The organism is Geobacter sp. PheSNFMC, from assembly GCF_059620965.1.
The window spans coordinates 1-14899 of record NZ_JCAMRN010000037.1; the positions used below are offsets into that span (position 1 = coordinate 1).

Below are 14899 nucleotides of genomic sequence, written 5' to 3' on the forward strand. Positions count from 1 at the left end.
CCCCGACAGGCGATAGGGGGGCTTGTCGCGAAGATGTGCGACGCCGACCCGTTCCAGGGCATCCGTGACCCGGCGCTCCACCTCTGCCGGTGGCAGCCCCAGGTTGAGGGGGCCGAAGGCGACATCGTCAAAGACCGTCGGCATGAAGAGTTGATCATCGGGATCCTGGAAGACCATGCCGACGGTCCGGCGCACCTCGGGAAGCGTCGTGCGGACCACGGGCGTATCGCCCACGCGCACATCTCCCCGGGTGGGCGCGAGATACCCGTTCAGGTGCAGCAGCAGAGTGGATTTCCCCGCCCCGTTCGCCCCCACCACCGCCACCGACTCGCCGTGATGGATCCGGAAGCTGATGCCGCGCAGGGCTTCGGTGCCGTCGGGATAGCAATGACAGAGGTCGCGGACCTCGACGATGTGATGGCTCATGGATATCCCCCCGTTATCAGCACCCCCAGCAGATGGGGAATGTTGACCAGCCTGAACAGCACGAAGAGTGCGCACCAGCCGGCCGTAAAGATCAGCTCGGCGCGGCCGATGCGGCCCTCGCGCCGCACGTGGAATTGCCCGTTGAAGCCCCGCGAGAGCATGGCCATGTGAATCCGCTCGGCCCGGTCCCAGGTACGCAGGAGCAGGCTTCCCACCAGGGCGGAGTAGGCCCTCAGCCCCCTCCCCCGACCGGAAAAGGTGCGCAGCTCCCGCGCCCGGACCATCCGTCCCCCCTCGTCTCCCAAAACGAAGAGATATCGATAGAGAAACAGCAGTTGGACCACGAACGGCCGGGGAACCCCGAACCGCTCCAGGGCCATGCAGATGCCTGAAAACCCGGTCACAGCCACGAGCACGACGGCAGCGCCCACCGTAAGGACTGATCGGACAATAATGGACAGGAATGAAATCCATCCCCCGGAAATCACCAGGGGACCGAGGGTGAGCAAGGGGTGCCGGTCCAGCAGCGGATTGAACAATCCCACCACCACGGCAAAGGGGAGGACCACCAGCAGCTTCCGGAGGATGGCCGTTGCCGGCAGGCCTGCGGAGGCAGTCAGTGCCACCGGAAATATCGCAAAGGGGACAAGGGCCGCCAGCTCATAGCGACCCAGGGAAACGACCGCGACGATGAACGCGAGGGTGACGAACACCTTTGCCCGGGGATCGAGCCGGTGGACAGCCGAGTTTCCGCCTGCGAGGAGGTCGAGCCGGTTCAGCTCACGGAGCGCCGATTCAAGGGGAGCCATGGAGGGCGGCGATCAGGGCGGAACCGCTTATGAAGACGCGCGGCGGCGCAGAATAAGGCCGATGAGGAACGCGATCCCGAGAGTCAGCACCCCCCCCACGACCCCTGAAACCGAGGTACCGAGCCGGCCGCTGCCGGTCGAAGCGGCAGCGCCGGCGGCATCATGGGCAGCGGGGGCGGGAAAGGAATAGTCGGGCAGGAACGCGATCTTCTCCTGAAAGGAGGCTGCCGCGCCGTGGACGCCATCGGGCGGCGCAGCCAGCTCATCGGAACCGGTAACCCGGCTGATGGCCCATTCGAGGCCATCGGGGTTCTCCGATGCGAACCAGGAGACGATGCCGCCGGTGAGCAGTGCCGTCACCCCCAGGGCCACCAGCACCCGCCGGAGGCCGGGAACGGTGCTCCGCTCCGGAAGGGACCCTCGCAAACCGGTGATCTCGGGATGAACGCGGCTCACGAAACCGATCACCGCCGCGGTGACGAGCCCCTCCACCACGCCGATGGCCAGATGGATCGGTTGCATGAGAAGCACGAAGGAGGTGAAGGGAAGCGCCGAAATACCGGAAGCAACCGTCTGGAGCACCACGGCCAAGGCGCCGAGCTGCAGGCCGGCGACCGCTGCGGCCAGAGATGCCATAGTGACTCGCCCCTGGTCCGAGCCGGGAGGCGCAATCACGCGGTAGATAAAGGGGTAGGCAATGAATGCGGGAAAGAAGCCGAGATTGAAAATGTTGCATCCGAGCGCCAGCAGGCCCCCGTCCGCAAAGAACAGGGCTTGCACCACCAGTACCGATGCAATGGTCAGAAACGCTGCGTGGGGTCCCAGCAGCACCGCCAGCAGCAATGCCCCCCCCAGGTGCCCGCTGGATCCGGTCCCCGGAATGGTGAAGTTGATCATCTGCGCCGCGAACACGAATGCGCCGAGTACCCCCATGAGCGGCACCTTCCGCTCATCGAGCTCCTGCCGCACCCTGCGGCAGCTCCAGGCAACGGTACCGGCCGTAGCCGCCCACAGCGCCCCCCCGATTGCCGGTGAAATAAGCGCATCCGCCATGTGCATGCTGTCCCCGCTTTCCGGCACCACTCGCGTGCCACCAATCAAGCACATCGTAACACGCTACAAATAACCGACACAGGATGGTATGTCAACAGCATTATGGCGTATACATATTCCCGAGAGCTCTCTCCACAAAAAAAGGGGAGCCCGGGCCGGGCTCCCCTTTTTCATTAATGGTGCTGCTCCTCAGGAGAGGGCGTTCAGATCCCTGAGAATATCATCCACATTGAGACCGTGGGCGTTGGCGCCCTGTTCGAGGGATTCGTTCTGGGCACCCATGCAGCCGATGCAGCCGAGGTTGTAGGAACGAAGCACGCCGGCCACTCCCGGATGGGTCTGGAGGGCCTGGGCAAAGGTCATGTCTTTCGTGAACTTCTGGGTCATGTCGGATCCTCTTTCAAAGGTGTTGCGGGGAAATCCCCGCAGGCAGCATTTCTGCGATTAAAGACTCGCGCTTCAGACGTACTTGATGTCGATGATTTCGTATTCCTTGAGCCCGGAAGGCACCTTGATCTTGACGCTGTCGTCGAGTTTGTGGCCGATGAGGGCCTTGCCCACCGGCGAGGTGCAGGAAATCTTGCCGAGCTTGATGTCGGCCTCTTCTTCGCCCACGATCTTGTAGGTGACTTCTTCTTCGGTGGCCGTGTCGTAGAGGGTAACGGTGGCCCCGAACACCACCTTGTCCGGCTTCATCCCCGTCAGGTCCACCACATAGGCCCGGGCGAGCTTGCCCTGGAGTTCCAGGATGCGCCCTTCGATGAAGGCCTGGCGGTTTTTGGCCGCATCGTACTCGGCGTTTTCCGACAGGTCGCCGTGGCTGCGGGCCTCGGCTATGTCCTGGATCACCCGGGGCCGCTCCTCGCGGATCAGGCGCTTGAGCTCTTCCTGGAGCGCCTCGTAGCTTTCCTTGGTCATCGGTATGGTGTGCGACATGTACTCCAGGCTCCTCTGCGTATCAAAATGACGAGGCAGCCCTGCGGGCCGCCTCGGGATGAATGAACTATGTTGTAACCTCTGCGCGTCAGCCGAGGTACTCCTGAAGGGGGTTCACGTCAAGCTCCCCTTCCAGCATGGCGACTATTCCGCCCGCAGCAGCGTTTGCCCCGGCAACGGTGGTGAAGTAGGCCACGTTGTGCATGAGGGCCTCGCGCCGGATGGAGAAGGAATCGGCCACGGCCTGGGCCCCCTGGGTGGTGTTGAGCACCATGCAGATGTCGCCGCTCTTGATGGCGTCAACCACGTGGGGACGGCCTTCAAGCACCTTGTTGATCACCTCCACCTCAACCCCCCTCTCCTTCAGGAAGGCTGCGGTACCACGGGTGGCGACCAGTCTAAAACCGGCATTATAGAGTTTTTTAGCTGATTCGACAATATGTTTCTTGTCAGCGTCGTGGAGGCTGATGAAAACCTTTCCGGACCGGGGAAGCTTCACGTTGGCGCCGAGCTGGGCCTTGGCAAAGGCCGTGGCGAAGTCGGGACCGATCCCCATGACCTCGCCGGTGGACTTCATCTCCGGCCCGAGCAGGGTATCGACTCCCGGGAACTTCACAAAGGGGAAAACCGCCTCCTTCACCGACATGTGCTTCGGCACGATATCACCGGCTACGCCCAGCTCCTTCAGGCTCTTGCCCGCCATGATCCGGGCCGCGATCTTGGCCAGGGGGCGGCCCGTGGCCTTGGACACGAAGGGGGCGGTCCGGGACGCCCGCGGGTTCACTTCCAGAATGTAGATGGTGCCGTCCTTGATGGCGTACTGGACGTTCATGAGCCCCTTGACGTTCAACTCCAGGGCCATGACGGTGGTCTGGCGCCTGATTTCATCAACCAGAGCCTGGGAGATGGAATGGGGCGGCAGGCAGCAGGCCGAGTCTCCCGAGTGGATCCCCGCCTCCTCAATGTGCTCCATGATCCCGCCGATCACCATCTCGGTACCGTCGCAGAGGGCATCCACATCGATCTCGATGGCCTTGTCCAGGAACTTGTCGATGAGGATCGGATGCTTCGGCGATGCCTGGACCGCGGTGGTCATGTAGCGGCGCAGGCCTCCCTCATCGTAGACGATCTCCATGGCCCGCCCGCCAAGAACGTAGGAGGGACGCACCACCACGGGGTAGCCGATCCGGTTGGCCACCTCCTCTGCCTCCTCGAAGGAGCGGGCCGTACCGTTCTCGGGCTGGAGCAGGTTAAGCTTGCGGAGCATCTCCTGGAACCGCTCCCGGTCCTCGGCCCGGTCGATGGCGTCGGGGGAGGTGCCGATGATGGGTACCCCGGCCTTTTCCAGGGCCACGGCCAGTTTGAGCGGTGTCTGGCCGCCGAACTGGACGATGACCCCCTCGGGCTTTTCCAGATCGACGATGGAGAGGACATCCTCATAGGTGAGGGGTTCGAAGTAGAGGCGGTCGGAGGTGTCATAGTCGGTGGAGACCGTTTCCGGGTTGCAGTTGACCATGATGGTCTCGTAGCCGTCTTCGGCCAGGGCGAAGACCCCGTGGACGCAACAGTAGTCGAACTCGATCCCCTGGCCGATCCGGTTGGGGCCGCCGCCGAGGATCATGATCTTCTTCCGGTCGGTCACCTCGGCCTCGCACTCGTCCTCGTAGGTGGAGTAGAGGTACGGGGTGTAGGCCACGAACTCGGCCGCACAGGTATCGACCCGCTTGAACACGGGCTTGATGCCGAGTGAAAGCCGCAGCTGGCGGATATCCTCGTCGCTCGTGGCCCAGATCCGGCCGAGCATCCGGTCGGAGAAGCCGTACTGCTTGGCCTCGCGCACGATGGCCCGCAGAGTGTCCGGGGCTTCGGCGGCCACATCGACCTTCTTCAGTTCCTCCTCCTTGTCGATGATCTGCTTGATGTTGTGGAGGAACCACGGATCAATGGCAGTGAGCTGGAAAACCTCGTCGATGCTCATGCCGCACCGGAAGGCGTCGCCCAGGTACCAGAGCCGCTCCCAGTTGGGCACCCGTAGCTTATCCTGGAGCAGTTGCTGCTCATTGGGAGCCAGGGCCCGGCGGGTATCGCCGTTGGCGAAGAGCCGCGACTCGAACCCGGCAGAGCCGATCTCCAGGGAACGGAGCGCCTTTTGGAACGACTCCTTGAAGGTGCGGCCAATGGCCATGACCTCGCCCACCGACTTCATCTGGGTAGTCAGTGTCGCATCCGCTGCCGGGAACTTCTCAAAGGTAAAGCGCGGAATCTTGGTCACCACGTAGTCGATGGTGGGCTCGAAGCAGGCCGGGGTTTCCCGGGTGATGTCGTTGCGGATCTCGTCCAGAGTGTAACCCACGGCCAGCTTGGCCGCAATCTTGGCGATCGGGAAGCCGGTGGCCTTGGAGGCCAGGGCAGACGAGCGGGAAACCCGCGGGTTCATCTCGATGACCACGAGGCGGCCGTTGCGCGGGTTGATGCCGAACTGGATGTTGGAGCCGCCGGTGTCCACCCCGATTTCGCGGATGATTTTCAGGGCCGCGTCCCGGAGGATCTGGTACTCCTTGTCGGTCAGGGTCTGGGCCGGGGCCACGGTAATGGAGTCGCCCGTGTGGACCCCCATGGGATCGAAGTTCTCGATGGAGCAGATGATGACCACGTTGTCGGCCGTGTCGCGCATCACCTCCAGCTCGTACTCCTTCCAGCCGATGACCGACTCCTCCACCAGGATCTCATCGGTGGGAGAGGCGTCGATGCCCGCCATGGCCATCCTCTCGTACTCTTCCATGTTGTAGGCGATGCCGCCGCCGGTGCCGCCCAGGGTGAAAGAGGGGCGGATGATGGCGGGGAAGCCGACGGCCTTGACCACCGCCATGGCCTCGCTGTGGTTGTGGGCCAGGCCCGAGCGGGGCACCGAAAGGCCGATCTTCTCCATGGCCTCCTTGAAGAGGGTCCGGTCCTCGGCCTTTTTGATGGCCGGAAGCTTGGCGCCGATCAGTTCCACGCCGAATTTTTCCAGAGTGCCGTTCTCGGCCACGGCCACGGCGGTGTTCAGGGCCGTCTGACCGCCGAGGGTCGGCAGCACCGCATCGGGACGTTCCTTCTCGATGATCTTGGCCAGCACCTCCGGGGTCACCGGCTCCACGTAGGTCCGGTCGGCGAAATCGGGATCGGTCATGATGGTGGCCGGGTTGCTGTTGAGCAGCACCACCTCGAATCCCTCCTCCTTCAGCGCCTTGCACGCCTGGGTGCCGGAGTAGTCGAACTCGCACGCCTGGCCGATGACAATGGGACCGGCGCCGATGATGAGGATCTTTTTGATGTCGGTACGTTTGGGCATTACAACTCCTTGGTGACTGTATCGTCGTTAACGAAAGGGCTACGCGCGAAAGATGAAAAACACCGCTCCTGCCAGGCAGCAGCCGGCCCAGAGATAGTCCAGTTTCAGGGGCTGGCCCATGTAGTAGACCGCGAAGGGGACGAAGACCGCAAGGGTGATAACCTCCTGCATGATCTTGAGCTGCCCCAGGCTGAAGGTCCCATAGCCCATCCGGTTGGCCGGCACCTGGATCAGGTACTCGAAGAAAGCGATCCCCCAGCTCACGACCACGGCAATGTACCAGGGTGCCGCCTTCAGGTTCTTCAGGTGCGCATACCAGGCAAAGGTCATGAACACGTTGGACAGCGCCAGCAATACGATCGTCCTCATGCTACTCCTGCACCCAGCCGTTTTCCAGGCCGGCCTCCTCCAGGGCCTCCACCGCCTCGTCGTACTCCTCGTCGGTGATCTTGCGGTGTATCCCCGGCGTCTCAACGGCCCGGTGGGCCGGGAAGAACTGGTTCATCAGGGCGATGTGGGTCTCGGTCCCCAGGTTTGCGGCAATCCAGCGGAGCGTCTCGCCGCTGCCGGCTGCCCCTTCCGGCAGCACCAAGTGGCGGATGACGAGCCCCCGTACCGCAATCCCGGCGGCGTCCAGCTCCAGGTGACCCACCTGGCGGAGCATCTCGGCAACCGCCAATCGATTCGTTTCCCGGTAGCCGGGGGCCGAGGAGAACCGGACCGCCGGTTCTTCCGCCGCATACTTCATGTCCGGCAGATAGACGTCCACGATACCGTCCAGAAGGCGGAGGGCGTCCACCTTCTCGTAGCCGCCGGAGTTCCAGACGATCGGAAGCCGGAATCCGCGGGGAATCGCCAGCCAGAGCGCCGCCAGGATCTGCGGCAGGAAGTGGGTCGGCGTGACGAAGTTGATGTTGTGCACCCCGCGCCTCTGCAGCCCAAGCATCCGAACAGCCAGATCCAGCGTGGTCAGGTCGGTCCCGGTCCCCTGTTGGCTGATGGGAAAGTTCTGGCAGAACCGGCAGTGGAGGCTGCACCAGGAGAGAAAGATCGTCCCCGATCCTTTTGTCCCGGAGATGGGGGGCTCTTCGCCGTGGTGGACATTGGCCGACGCGATCCGGGGCTGCCATCCGGCCCGGCAGGAACCGGTTTCGCCCGCCAGGCGGTTCACCCGGCAGTTGAGGGGGCAGAGGTCGCAGGAGCGGAGCCGGGCATAGGCCTGCCTGACCCGCGTCAGTAATTCGCCTGATTGATAAAGATCGATATACCGCATGATTGTGCAGGGGCGATCCCGGGGGTCACCATCGTGCCGGACGCAACCGTTCCGGCCCTATGCCTTTCCCTTCTCCATCAGCTCCACGAAGCGCCCGAACAGGTAGTGTGAGTCGTGGGGACCGGGCGATGCCTCGGGGTGGTGCTGGACCGAAAAGATGGGGAGATCCTTGTGCTTCATCCCCTCAACGGTCTGGTCGTTCAGGTTCTCGTGGGCCAGTTCGCAGGCATGGCCGAGCGAGACGATATCCACCGAGAAGCCGTGGTTCTGGGCGGTGATCTCCACCCTGCGGGTTTCCAGGTCCATGACCGGCAGGTTGGAACCGTGGTTACCGAACTTGAGCTTCATGGTCTTGCCGCCGAGGGCGAGGCCCAGGAGCTGGTGACCGAGGCAGATGCCGAAGATGGGCTTCTTGCCCACGAACTTCCTGATGTTCTCGATGACGGCGGTCATGGGCTCCGGGTCGCCGGGGCCGTTGCTGAGGAAGATGCCGTCCGGGTTCATGGCCAGGGCCTCCTCGGCCGGGAACGTGGCGGGCACCACGGTCACGTCGCAGCCGGCCGACACCAGGCAGCGGAGGATGTTGTACTTGATGCCGAAATCGTAGGCCACCACCTTGTACTTCAACTCGTCAGGTGTTGCGGCGGTGTACCCGGCCTCCAGGTCCCAGAGCTTCTCGGTCCAGTGGTAGGGCTTGTCGCAGGAGACGCCGGTCGCCAGGTCGAGGCCGGCCATGCTCGGCACGGCACGGGCCTTTTTCACCAGGCTCTCGTGGTCCGAATCCACGGTGGAAATGATGCCGTTCTGGGCTCCCTTGTCCCGCAGGTGCCGGGTAAGTGCCCGGGTATCGATCCCCTGGATGCCGACCACCCCGTTCTCCTTGAGATAGGCGTCGAGGCTCATGGTGGCACGCCAGTTGGAGTAGCAGTCGTGGTACTCCTTGACGATGAAGCCCGACAGGTAGAGTTGTTTGCTCTCGATGTCCTCCGGATTGATGCCGGTGTTGCCGATCTGGGTGTAGGTCATGGTGACCATCTGCCCCCGGTAGGAAGGATCGGTCAGGACCTCCTGGTAGCCGGTCATGGCGGTGTTGAAGACAACCTCGCCGGCGGCCTCGCCGGTGGCACCGAATGATTTCCCTTCAAAGACGCGCCCGTCCGCGAGCGCTAGGACTGCTTTCATAACAACTCCCTTTGCAACTATACAATCAGCCACGGATTATTTTGTGCTTAGCGTTTGTGAACCACTCTACCGGAGACGATGGTGTATGCCGCGGCGCCCTTCATCTCCCACCCGAGGAAGGGAGAATTCTTGGACTTGCTGGCGAGGTTGTCGGCCTCCACCGTCCACGTCGCGTTCGGATCGATGACCGTGACGTCGGCAATCGCGCCTTGCCGGAGCGTACCCCGGTCGATGCCGAGAATCGCGGCCGGGTTGCACGACATTTTCTCGACCAGCGCCGGCAGGGTCACTACCCCCTCTTCCACCAGCTTCAGCGACAGCGGCAGCGAGGTTTCCAGGCCGATGATGCCGTTCAGGGCCACGTTGAACTCCACATCTTTCTCGTCCAAATGGTGCGGGGCGTGGTCAGTGGCGATGGCGTCGATGGTGCCGTCCTTCAGGGCCTCCTTGACCGCGGCCACGTCATCGGCCGTGCGGAGCGGCGGGTTCATCTTGGCGTTGGTGTTGTAGCCGCGCACCGCATCGTCGGTGAGGCTGAAGTAGTGGGGCGCGGTCTCGCAGGTGACCTTCACGCCGCGGGCCTTGGCGTTGCGGATGATCCGCAGCGCCCCCCTGGTGGAGACGTGGGCGATGTGGAGCGGCGAGTTGGTGAACTCGGCCAGGTACACGTCACGGGCGGTGGCGACATCCTCGGCGGCCCAGGGTATTCCCTTGAGCCCCAGTTCCGTGGAGACGAACCCCTCGTTCATGACCCCCTCGCCCACCAGGGAAAGATCCTCGGCATGGGAGATGACCATGATCCCCATTCCCTTGGCGTACTCCAGGGCCCGACGCATGAGCTCGGAGCTGGTCACGGGCCGGCCGTCGTCGGAAACCGCCACGCAGCCGGCTTCCTTCAGATCGCCCATCTCGGCCAGGGCATCCCCCTTGCTTCCCTGGGTGATGGACCCCACCGGGAAGACGTTGACGAAACCCTCTGCCTTAGCCGTGGCAACGATGTAGCTGGTCACTGCCTTGCTGTCGTTCACCGGCTTGGTGTTGGGCATGCAGGCCACCGACGTGAACCCGCCGGCCGCGGCCGCCCTGGTGCCGGTCACGATGTCTTCCTTGTACTCGAGTCCCGGGTCACGCAGGTGCACGTGCATATCGATGAGCCCCGGCGTGACGATCAGGCCGGTGGCGTCGATGATCTCCGCCCCGGCCGGAGCCTTCAGGCCCGTGCCCAGCTCCTTCACCTTCCCGTCTGCCACGAGAACGTCGAGCGTCTCGTCAATCCCCAGGGACGGGTCGATCACCCTCCCTCCCTTTATCAATAGATTCATAGTGGTCACCTCGCGATTCGTGTAGGGACGATCCGTGCGATCGCCTTTGCATGGGGCGAACATGAGATTCGCCCCTCCGACACCCAGAATTATTCCGTGGCCAGTTCGCCGCCGTGCACGTGATAGAGCATCGCCATCCTCACGGCCACGCCATTCTCGACCTGGGTGAGAATTGCCGACTGGTCGCTGTCCGCCACATAGGAGGAAAGTTCCACCCCCCGGTTGATGGGACCCGGGTGCATGACCATGGCGCCTGGCTTGGCCAGCTTCAGGTTCTGGGGATTGAGGCCGTAGTAGCGTGAGTACTCGCGCAGGGTCGGCAGCAGGGTCTTGCCCTGGCGCTCAAGCTGAATGCGGAGCATCATTACCACGTCGACACCCTCGATGGCCTCGCGCATGTCGCGGCAGACGGTCACGTTGCCGAGCCGCTCGATGCCGGGGGGCATCATGGTCGGCGGACCGGCCAGGCGAACGCTCGCCCCCATCTTCGTGAGGCCGAAGATATCGGAGCGGGCGACGCGGCTGTGGGTGATGTCACCGACAATGGCCACCGTGAGCCCTTCGAGGGTTCCGAACTTCTGGCGCATGGTCAGCATGTCCAGAAGCCCCTGGGAGGGATGCTCATGGGCGCCGTCGCCGGCATTGATGACCGAGCAGGAGACCCGCTGGGCCAGATAGTGGTGAGCGCCCGAAGCGGCGTGGCGCATGACGATGATGTCGGGCTTCATGGCCAGGATGTTCCGGGCCGTGTCGGAAAGGGTTTCCCCCTTGGTCACGGAGCTGGTTGAGGCCGAGATGTTGATCGTATCGGCGGAAAGGCGCTTGGCCGCGATTTCGAAGGAGGTCCGGGTCCGGGTGGATGCCTCGTAGAAGACGTTCACCACGGTCTTGCCGCGCAGGGTCGGCACCTTCTTGATGTCGCGGAAGTTGATCTCCCTCATGTTGTCGGCCGTGTCGAGAAGGAGTTGAATTTCCTCCCGGGCCAGGTCCTGCAACCCGATGATATCCTTATGCTTGAACCCCATCGTCCCCCCTGTTTGCCCGTCTCGCGGGCAGGTAATGGTAGTTGCTCGTTGCGTCTCGTCCCCGGTCACTTCTCCAGCACGACATCGGTGGGCCGGCTGGCTGCATCGAACAGGACCGCGATCTTTTCCTTGAGGCTCGTGGGTACGTTGCGGCCCACGAAATCGGCCCGGATCGGCAGCTCACGGTGACCGCGGTCCACGAGGACGGCCAGTTGGATGCAGGCGGGACGGCCGTGGTCCATCATGGCGTCCATGGCGGCACGGATGGTGCGGCCGGTAAAGAGGACGTCGTCGACCAGCACCACCCTCTTGTTTTCGAGGGAGAAGGGAATGTCGGTCCTGCCCACCGGCAGATGGCGAGCATGCCCTTTGAAGTCGTCGCGATAGAGGGTGATATCCACCTCGCCCACCGGCACGGTCACACCTTCGATCTCTTCGAGCCGCGCGGCGATCTCCCGCGCCAGGTGGACGCCACCGGTCCTGATGCCCACCAGCACCAGGTCGTCGACCCCCTTGTTCCGTTCCAGGATTTCGTGGGCAATGCGGGTCAGCGCCCGTTTCACCCCAGCCGTATCAAGAATCACCGTTCCGTTTGCCACCGTGCTCCCCCTTTCGCCGGCTCACCGGCCGCTCACATGCCACAAAAAAAGCCCTCCCGCGGACTATAGGCGGAAAGGCTCGTGGAGTAGTGACCATACAGCGACACTATCTTCATCACCTTTGCTAACCTCACGGGGCTAAATTAAAAGGGACGAGAAAAATCTTGACGAATTTATCACCTGGCCCACCCGGGAGTCAAGATTGTTTTGTCGCCCTGGACAAAGAATCCCTTCCCCTGCGCGGCGGATGCGCCATCTTCCGCCACTTGGCACGGACAGGCGCCCACACGGAAAGAACAACCATTTCCAGTGGGGTCGGCTGGGCATTATGCGTGCTACCCGCGGACATCTCAGTGATCCCCATGCGGCGACACCCTGTGACACAGAAAAGGCCCTCCGGCAGGAGGGCCCCTCTGAACAGTTCCGTCACGAACAATGCGGCTATTTGATGATGTCGCCGATGCTTCCCCAGCGCACGCGGAACTTCTCCCGGTCCCAGGACCAGTACTTGATGAAGGCGAGCCCCTTGATCTGGCTGTTCTTGACGAAGCCCCAGAACCGGCTGTCATAGGAACGATCCCGGTTGTCGCCCATCACGAAATAGCTGTTCTCCGGTACCGTGACCGGCCCGAAGTTGTCGCGGGGATTCTGGGCCGCGGGGATGACATCCTTTTCCTTGTGAACCTCCTGGGGAACCGAGAACGGCTTGCCGTTGATGAAGACCTGCTTCTGGACCACCTGGATCGTATCGCCCGGCAGGCCGATCACCCGCTTGATGAAATCCTTGCTGGGGTCTTCGGGGTATTCGAAGACGATCACGTCACCCCGCTTCGGGTCGCGGATCTTCAGGTAGCGGCCGTCCACAAAGGGGATCTTGGTGCCGTAGATGAATTTGCTGACAAGGATGTGATCGCCGATGGCAAGCGTGTCCTCCATGGAGCCGGAGGGAATCTTGAATGCCTGCACCACGAAAGTCCGGATGATGAGGGCCAGGATGACGGCTATGATAATCGACTCGGCGTATTCCCGGACGATGTGCTTTTTCCTGACCGGCTCGGCAGCCTGCTCCGACGGCGTTGACTGGCCGTACTGGGTTTCCTTGTAGTCCATTGATGGTCCTTTCGGAAAGGGTAACTACTTCTCTTCCACCTTGAGGATGGCGAGAAACGCTTCCTGGGGAAGCTCGACGTTCCCCACGTTCTTCATCCGCTTCTTTCCTTCCTTCTGCTTTTCCAGAAGCTTGCGCTTGCGGCTGATGTCGCCGCCGTAGCACTTGGCGAGCACGTCCTTGCGCAGGGCCTTCACCGTCTCGCGGGCGATGACCTTGGAGCCGATGGCCGCCTGGATGACCACCTCGAACATCTGGCGCGGGATCAGTTCCTTCATCTTCGAAACCAGGTCGCGGCCCCGGTAGTAGGCCTTGTCCCGGTGGATGATGAGGGAAAGCGCGTCCACGGCCTCGCCGTTGATGAGGATGTTCATCCGCACCAGGTCGCTGCGGCGGTAGTCCAGATGTTCGTAATCCAGTGAGGCGTATCCCTTGGTGATTGATTTCAACCGGTCATAGAAGTCGAGGACCACCTCGTTGAGGGGGAGTTCATAGATGATCATCACCCGCGTGGGGGTGAGGTACTTGATCTCGCGCTGGACGCCGCGCTTCTCCTCGCACAGGGAGAGAATGCCCCCCACGAATTCGTTGGGCGTGTGGATGGAGGCGAGGATGAAGGGCTCTTCGATGTAGTCGATCTCCTGGAGCGGCGGCAACTGGTTGGCGCTCTCAATGGTGATCATGTCCCCCTTGATCCGGTGGACCTTGTACACGACCGTGGGGGCGGTGGTAATCAGATCGAGGTTGAACTCCCGCTCCAGGCGCTCCTGGATGATCTCCATGTGGAGCAGACCCAGGAAGCCGCAGCGGAACCCGAAGCCGAGGGCCAGGGAGGTCTCCGGCTCGAAGGAGAAGGAGGAGTCGTTCAGCTTGAGTTTGGCCAGGGCGTCGCGCAGTTGCTCGTACTGGGCGGTGTCGATGGGATAGAGCCCCGAGAAGACCATGGGCTTCACTTCCTTGAACCCGCCGAGGGGCGTTGCGCAGGGCTTGAGGGTGTGGGTGACGGTATCGCCGATCTTGGCGTCGGCCACATCCTTGATGCCGGCAATGAGGAAACCGACCTCCCCCGCCGCCAGTTGGGGCACTTCACGCATCACCGGAGCAAAGACGCCGACCTTCAGGGCTTCGTAACTGCGGCCGGTGGAGACGAGCTGGATCTTGTCCCCCTTCTTCACAGTGCCGTCGATGACCCGGACAAGGATGATCACGCCCTGGTACTGGTCGTACCACGAATCGAAGAGCAGGGCCTTGAGCGGAGCAGCCGGATCTCCTTCCGGAGGTGGGATCTTCTTGACGATCTCCTCCAGAATCTCCCGGGTGCCGATCCCCTCCTTGGCGCTGGCCATGACCGCGTCGTGGGCATCGAGGCCAATGATCTCCTCGATCTCGTGCTTCACCCGCTCCGGCTCGGCCGCGGGCAGGTCGATCTTGTTGAGGACCGGAAAGACTTCCAGATTGTTGTCGATGGCGAGATAGACGTTGGCAAGGGTCTGGGCCTCGACCCCCTGGGAGGCGTCCACCACCAGCAGGGCACCTTCGCAGGCGGCCAGGGACCGGGAGACCTCGTAGGTGAAGTCCACGTGGCCCGGCGTGTCGATGAGGTTCAGGATATACTCGCGGCCGTCGTCAGCCCGGTACGTGAGCCGCACCGTCTGGGCCTTGATGGTGATACCCCTCTCCCGTTCCAGGTCCATTTTGTCCAGGAACTGGTCCTGCCTCTCCCGCTCCGTGAGGGCGCCGGTATACTCCAGCAGCCGATCCGCAAGGGTGGACTTGCCATGGTCAATGTGGGCGATAATCGAAAAATTCCTGATGGTCTCAATCTTCATAAA

General features: G+C 62.6%; 14 protein-coding genes. All 14 read right to left on the reverse strand.

Translation table 11 applies throughout. The features are described from left to right. The coding region (locus AC6CDK_RS09805) for an energy-coupling factor ABC transporter ATP-binding protein (protein WP_496639815.1) at window positions 1-426 on the reverse strand (426 nt) is incomplete at its 3' end. Next, on the reverse strand, window positions 423-1235 hold the full coding sequence (gene cbiQ, locus AC6CDK_RS09810; protein WP_066357619.1) for a cobalt ECF transporter T component CbiQ: 813 nt from the start codon (window positions 1233-1235) through the stop codon (window positions 423-425). The genes AC6CDK_RS09805 and cbiQ, both read right to left, overlap by 4 nt. Window positions 1236-1262: 27 nt before the next feature. After that, a complete protein-coding gene (locus AC6CDK_RS09815) occupies window positions 1263-2294 on the reverse strand; it encodes an energy-coupling factor ABC transporter permease (protein WP_192905545.1) in 1032 nt (343 codons plus the stop codon). 183 nt (window positions 2295-2477) lie between these two features. Continuing rightward, complete coding sequence (locus tag AC6CDK_RS09820) at window positions 2478-2675, reverse strand: DUF1858 domain-containing protein (protein WP_039645507.1); 198 nt, start codon at window positions 2673-2675, stop codon at window positions 2478-2480. A gap of 72 nt (window positions 2676-2747) precedes the next feature. Continuing rightward, a complete protein-coding gene (gene greA, locus AC6CDK_RS09825; protein WP_039645509.1) occupies window positions 2748-3224 on the reverse strand; it encodes a transcription elongation factor GreA in 477 nt (158 codons plus the stop codon). 88 nt (window positions 3225-3312) lie between these two features. Continuing rightward, window positions 3313-6558, reverse strand: coding sequence for a carbamoyl-phosphate synthase large subunit (gene carB, locus AC6CDK_RS09830; RefSeq protein ID WP_192905546.1), 3246 nt, complete (start codon window positions 6556-6558; stop codon window positions 3313-3315). A gap of 39 nt (window positions 6559-6597) precedes the next feature. Next, entirely contained in the window at window positions 6598-6927 is a 330-nt protein-coding gene (locus AC6CDK_RS09835) for a DMT family protein (RefSeq protein ID WP_039645513.1), read from the reverse strand. A 1-nt stretch (window position 6928) separates the two neighbouring features. Then, window positions 6929-7831 (reverse strand): radical SAM protein, encoded by a 903-nt coding sequence (locus tag AC6CDK_RS09840; protein ID WP_192905547.1) that lies wholly within the window; start codon window positions 7829-7831, stop codon window positions 6929-6931. A gap of 57 nt (window positions 7832-7888) precedes the next feature. Further along, complete coding sequence (gene carA, locus AC6CDK_RS09845) at window positions 7889-9013, reverse strand: glutamine-hydrolyzing carbamoyl-phosphate synthase small subunit (RefSeq protein ID WP_039645516.1); 1125 nt, start codon at window positions 9011-9013, stop codon at window positions 7889-7891. Between the two features lie 47 nt (window positions 9014-9060). Then, window positions 9061-10335, reverse strand: coding sequence for a dihydroorotase (locus tag AC6CDK_RS09850; RefSeq protein ID WP_039645518.1), 1275 nt, complete (start codon window positions 10333-10335; stop codon window positions 9061-9063). An 89-nt stretch (window positions 10336-10424) separates the two neighbouring features. Further along, a complete protein-coding gene (locus tag AC6CDK_RS09855) occupies window positions 10425-11360 on the reverse strand; it encodes an aspartate carbamoyltransferase catalytic subunit (RefSeq protein ID WP_039645520.1) in 936 nt (311 codons plus the stop codon). Window positions 11361-11425: 65 nt separating this feature from the next. After that, on the reverse strand, window positions 11426-11959 hold the full coding sequence (gene pyrR, locus AC6CDK_RS09860; RefSeq protein ID WP_039645522.1) for a bifunctional pyr operon transcriptional regulator/uracil phosphoribosyltransferase PyrR: 534 nt from the start codon (window positions 11957-11959) through the stop codon (window positions 11426-11428). Between the two features lie 441 nt (window positions 11960-12400). Further along, the gene (lepB, locus tag AC6CDK_RS09865; RefSeq protein ID WP_039645524.1) at window positions 12401-13069 is read right to left on the reverse strand and encodes a signal peptidase I; all 669 of its coding nucleotides are present in this window, start codon (window positions 13067-13069) and stop codon (window positions 12401-12403) included. A 24-nt stretch (window positions 13070-13093) separates the two neighbouring features. Next, complete coding sequence (gene lepA, locus AC6CDK_RS09870) at window positions 13094-14896, reverse strand: translation elongation factor 4 (RefSeq protein WP_039645526.1); 1803 nt, start codon at window positions 14894-14896, stop codon at window positions 13094-13096. Between the last annotated feature and the right edge of the window lie 3 nt (window positions 14897-14899).

What these genes read in the sequence shown, in the direction of transcription:
- AC6CDK_RS09835 (WP_039645513.1), bottom strand. Translation starts at nt 6,927, where the DNA reads ATGAGGACGATCGTATTGCTGGCGCTGTCCAACGTGTTCATGACCTTT.
- AC6CDK_RS09850 (WP_039645518.1), bottom strand. Translation starts at nt 10,335, where the DNA reads ATGAATCTATTGATAAAGGGAGGGAGGGTGATCGACCCGTCCCTGGGG.
- AC6CDK_RS09840 (WP_192905547.1), bottom strand. Translation starts at nt 7,831, where the DNA reads ATGCGGTATATCGATCTTTATCAATCAGGCGAATTACTGACGCGGGTC.
- carA (WP_039645516.1), bottom strand. Translation starts at nt 9,013, where the DNA reads ATGAAAGCAGTCCTAGCGCTCGCGGACGGGCGCGTCTTTGAAGGGAAA.
- greA (WP_039645509.1), bottom strand. Translation starts at nt 3,224, where the DNA reads ATGTCGCACACCATACCGATGACCAAGGAAAGCTACGAGGCGCTCCAG.
- AC6CDK_RS09815 (WP_192905545.1), bottom strand. Translation starts at nt 2,294, where the DNA reads ATGCACATGGCGGATGCGCTTATTTCACCGGCAATCGGGGGGGCGCTG.
- lepA (WP_039645526.1), bottom strand. Translation starts at nt 14,896, where the DNA reads ATGAAGATTGAGACCATCAGGAATTTTTCGATTATCGCCCACATTGAC.
- AC6CDK_RS09820 (WP_039645507.1), bottom strand. Translation starts at nt 2,675, where the DNA reads ATGACCCAGAAGTTCACGAAAGACATGACCTTTGCCCAGGCCCTCCAG.
- AC6CDK_RS09855 (WP_039645520.1), bottom strand. Translation starts at nt 11,360, where the DNA reads ATGGGGTTCAAGCATAAGGATATCATCGGGTTGCAGGACCTGGCCCGG.
- lepB (WP_039645524.1), bottom strand. Translation starts at nt 13,069, where the DNA reads ATGGACTACAAGGAAACCCAGTACGGCCAGTCAACGCCGTCGGAGCAG.
- carB (WP_192905546.1), bottom strand. Translation starts at nt 6,558, where the DNA reads ATGCCCAAACGTACCGACATCAAAAAGATCCTCATCATCGGCGCCGGT.
- cbiQ (WP_066357619.1), bottom strand. Translation starts at nt 1,235, where the DNA reads ATGGCTCCCCTTGAATCGGCGCTCCGTGAGCTGAACCGGCTCGACCTC.